The organism is Pseudokineococcus marinus (assembly GCF_013004605.1).
Lineage (GTDB): Bacteria > Actinomycetota > Actinomycetes > Actinomycetales > Quadrisphaeraceae > Pseudokineococcus > Pseudokineococcus marinus.
The window spans coordinates 1-3,907 of record NZ_JABEMA010000289.1 but is presented as its reverse complement, the minus strand read 5'-3'; the positions used below and the strand labels follow the sequence as shown (position 1 = coordinate 3,907).

Below are 3,907 nucleotides of genomic sequence, written 5' to 3'. Positions count from 1 at the left end.
CTGCGGGCGGCCCGGGTGCGGCGGGCGGTGGCGCCGTCGTCCACGGCCGCCGTCGCGGACGCCGCGCGCAGCGGCTCCGGCTCGGCGTGGGCCGGGTCGCAGACGAGGACCACCATGCTGCGGGCGCCGAGGTGCAGCGAGCCGCCCGCCTGGACGACCTGCCCCTCGAGCAGCGAGGCGGTGTCCACGAGCACCTGCCACGCCGGCCCGTAGGCGGTGTCCGGCATGACGAACTCCAGCCCCTCGTAGTGGCTGTTGTAGAGGACGAGGAACTTGTCGTCCTCCACCCGCTCGCCGCGGGGGCCGGGCTCGTTGATCTCGTGGCCGTTGAGCCAGACGGTGACGGCGCGCGCGAAGTGGCTGTGCCAGTCGCCGTCCTTCATCACCTCGCCGGCGGGCGTCATCCACACGATGTCCGAGAGGTCGGACTGCCCGCCCTTGGAGGCCTCGCCCTTGAAGAAGCGGCGGCGCCGGAAGATCGGGTGCTCGCGGCGCAGGCGCACGGCGCGGCGGGTGAAGTCGAGCAGCTCGGCCTGCTGCTCGTCGAGCCGCCAGTCGATCCAGCTGGTCTCGTTGTCCTGGCAGTAGCCGTTGTTGTTGCCGCCCTGGGTGCGGCCGAGCTCGTCGCCGTGCAGGAGCATCGGCACGCCCTGGCTCAGCAGCAGGGTGAGGAGGAAGTTGCGCTGCTGGCGGGCGCGCAGGACGAGCACCTCGGGGTCGTCGGTCGGGCCCTCGACGCCGCAGTTCCAGGACCGGTTGTGGCTCTCGCCGTCGGCCCCGCCCTCGCCGTTGGCCTCGTTGTGCTTGTCGTTGTAGGACACGAGGTCCCGCATGGTGAAGCCGTCGTGCGCGGTGACGAAGTTGATCGAGGCGACGGGCCGGCGCCGCGAGCTCTCGTAGAGGTCGCTGGAGCCGGAGATGCGGCTGGCGAACTCCGCCAGCGTCGACTCCTCGCCGCGCCAGAAGTCGCGGACCGTGTCGCGGTACATGCCGTTCCACTCGGTCCACAGCGGCGGGAAGCCGCCCACCTGGTAGCCGCCGTCGCCGACGTCCCACGGCTCGGCGATGAGCTTGACCTGGCTGACCACCGGGTCCTGCTGGATGAGGTCGAAGAACGCCGAGAGCCGGTCCACCTCGTGGAACTGGCGCGCCAGGGTCGAGGCGAGGTCGAAGCGGAAGCCGTCGACGTGCATCTCGGTCACCCAGTAGCGCAGCGAGTCCATGATGAGCTGCAGGACGTGCGGGTGGCGCATGAGCAGGCTGTTGCCGGTGCCCGTGGTGTCGAAGTAGTGCTGCTCGTCGCCGTCGACGAGGCGGTAGTACGCGGCGTTGTCGATGCCCCGGAAGGAGAGGGTGGGGCCCATCTCGTTGCCCTCGGCGGTGTGGTTGTAGACGACGTCGAGGATGACCTCGATGTCGGCCTGGTGCAGCGCCAGCACCATCGCCTTGAACTCCGACACCTGGTCCCCGCGCGTGCCGGCCGAGGAGTACTCGCCGTGCGGGGCGAAGAAGCCGATCGTGTTGTAGCCCCAGTAGTTGCGCAGCCCCCGGTCGACGAGGTGGGAGTCCTGCACGAACTGGTGGACGGGCATGAGCTCGACGGCGGTGACGCCGAGGTCCGTGAGGTGCTTGACCATCGCCGGGTGGCCCACCGCGGCGTAGGTGCCGCGCAGCTCCTCGGGGATGTCCGGGTGCGTCATCGTGAGGCCCTTGACGTGGGCCTCGTAGATGACGCTCTCGTGGTACTCGTGCCCCGGGCGGCGGTCGGCGCTCCAGTCGAAGAACGGGTTGATGACGACCGACAGGGCCGTGTGGCCGAGGCTGTCGTCGTCGTTGAACGAGTCCTTGTCGCCGAAGCGGTAGGAGAACAGGGACTCGTCCCCGTCGTCCTGGCCGTCGATCGCCTTGGCGTACGGGTCGAGCAGGAGCTTCGCGGGGTTGCACCGGTGCCCGGAGGCCGGGTCGTAGGGGCCGTGGACCCGGTACCCGTAGCGCTGGCCCGGGCGCACGCTCGGCAGGAAGGCGTGCCACACGAAGCCGTCCACCTCGGTCAGCGGCACCCGCGTCTCGCCGCCCTCGTCGTCCACCAGGCACAGCTCGACGCGCTCGGCGACCTCGCTGAAGAGGGCGAAGTTCGTGCCCGTGCCGTCGTAGGTGGCGCCCAGGGGGTAGGGGTTGCCGGGGTAGGTCTGCATGTGCGGGTCGTCCCTCGGGTCTGGGGGGCGGTCGGGCGGTGCGCGGGACCGGTGCGGTGCCCGTCGTCACGGGCACCCCATCCCACCGCATCGAGCGCGCCACCGCTCACCGGTCCACGTCCGCCCGCCCGGCCCCCGTGGTCCGGTTCCCCGGTGGTGCGGCTCCCCGGCGGGGCCGGGGCGGGGTCCTACCCTCGCGGCGTGGGCGCGCTGGAGGAGGGGCTGCGCCGCCGCGGGCGGGCGGTGCGCCGCCGCGCCCGCGAGGTCCCCGTGCTGGGGACGGGTGCGGACGTCGTGCTCGAGGCCGTGCGGCTCGGGCTGCGCCAGCGGGTCACGGGCCTGGCCGCGGAGGCCGCCTTCTTCGCCCTGCTCTCGCTGCCGCCGCTCGTCCTGGGGCTCACGGGCACGGCCGCGCTCGTGGGCTCGCGCCTCGGGGCGGACACGACGGCGCAGCTCGAGCGGGTGCTGAGCACCCAGCTCTCGCCCTTCCTCACCGAGGACGTCGTGGGCGGGACGATCGTCCCGACGATCACCGCGGCCCTGGACGGCCCCCGCTTCGACCTCATCTCGATCGGCTTCGTGCTGTCGCTCTGGTCGGGCTCGCGCGCCCTGGCGGTGCTCCTCGACACCGTCGCGATCATGTACGGCATGGGCGGGGGGCGCGGCCCCGTCCGGGCCCGCGCCCTCTCGCTCCTGCTCTACGTGCTCGGGCTGGGGGCGGGCGCCGTCGCGCTCCCCCTGCTGCTGCTCGGCCCCACGGCCCTCGAGCGGCTCCTGCCGGACCCGCTCGAGGGGCTCCTCTCCCTGTACTGGCCCGTCGTGCTCCTGCTGAGCTCGCTGCTGCTCGCGCTGCTCTACCACGCCGCGACGCCGGTCCGGCTGGCCTGGCGGCGGGCGCTGCCGGGCGCGGCGGTGGCGCTCGGCCTGTGGGTCGTGACCTCGTGGGGGCTGCGGGCCCTGCTCGGGCTCACCGTCGGGACGGGGCGCGGCGTCGCCATCTACGGGCCCCTGTCGGCGCCCATCGTCCTGCTCCTGTGGTTCTACCTGCTGGCCCTCGGCGTCCTCGTCGGCGCCGGCCTCAACGCCGCGGTCGAGCACGTGCGGCCCCAGCGCGACGAGGACGGCATGACGGTCGACGAGCGGGCGGCCGAGGGGACCTGAGCGACGCGCCCCGGCGGGCTCGTCCGGCGGGTGGCGAGGGGCCCGGACGCACGAGAGCCCCGGTCCGTGGGACCGGGGCTCTCGTGGGTGGTGGGCGATACTGGGATCGAACCAGTGACCTCTTCCGTGTCAGGGAAGCGCGCTACCGCTGCGCCAATCGCCCGGGGTGCGTCGTCCGCGGCTGCGACGTCTCCTCCGCGGGGCACCGAGGTGGAGACGGGATTCGAACCCGCGTTCACGGCTTTGCAGGCCGTTGCCTCGCCTCTCGGCCACTCCACCGTGAGGCGTGCCGAGGCACTGCCTCCGAGCGGACGACGGGATTCGAACCCGCGACCCTCACCTTGGCAAGGTGATGCTCTACCAGCTGAGCCACGTCCGCACGCTGCCTCCGCCAGCCCCGGGGGGCCGCCGTCGGCGTGCGTGCTGGACTCTAGACGAGTGGTGAACGACTCGTCCAACTCGGCCCCGCCGGGCCCCGCCGCGGCCCCCGGACGCCCCGCCGACGGGCGGGCGGCCGAGCCGGCGCCCGAGCGCTCCCGTGGCGCCGCGGA

Annotated in this window: 2 protein-coding genes and 3 tRNA genes; 1 reads left to right on the top strand and 4 read right to left on the bottom strand. The window is 73.2% G+C overall.

What is annotated here, in order from left to right; all coding sequences use genetic code 11:
• The coding region (gene glgX, locus HLB09_RS14175) for a glycogen debranching protein GlgX (protein ID WP_171203988.1) at nucleotides 1-2,195 on the bottom strand (2,195 nt) is incomplete at its 3' end.
• Nucleotides 2,196-2,396: 201 nt separating this feature from the next.
• Here glgX and HLB09_RS14170 point away from each other — a divergent pair.
• A complete protein-coding gene (locus tag HLB09_RS14170; protein ID WP_171203987.1) occupies nucleotides 2,397-3,356 on the top strand; it encodes a YihY/virulence factor BrkB family protein in 960 nt (319 codons plus the stop codon).
• A gap of 88 nt (nucleotides 3,357-3,444) precedes the next feature.
• On the opposite strand, the gene HLB09_RS14165 is transcribed toward HLB09_RS14170, so the two are convergent.
• The 3 genes from HLB09_RS14165 to HLB09_RS14155 all read right to left on the bottom strand — a co-directional run bounded on the left by HLB09_RS14165 (nucleotide 3,445) and on the right by HLB09_RS14155 (nucleotide 3,735).
• A tRNA-Val gene (locus HLB09_RS14165) sits at nucleotides 3,445-3,519 on the bottom strand.
• Nucleotides 3,520-3,564: 45 nt separating this feature from the next.
• Nucleotides 3,565-3,635, bottom strand: a tRNA-Cys gene (locus HLB09_RS14160).
• 27 nt (nucleotides 3,636-3,662) lie between these two features.
• Nucleotides 3,663-3,735: transfer RNA gene (locus HLB09_RS14155), tRNA-Gly, on the bottom strand.
• Nucleotides 3,736-3,907 lie beyond the last annotated feature (172 nt).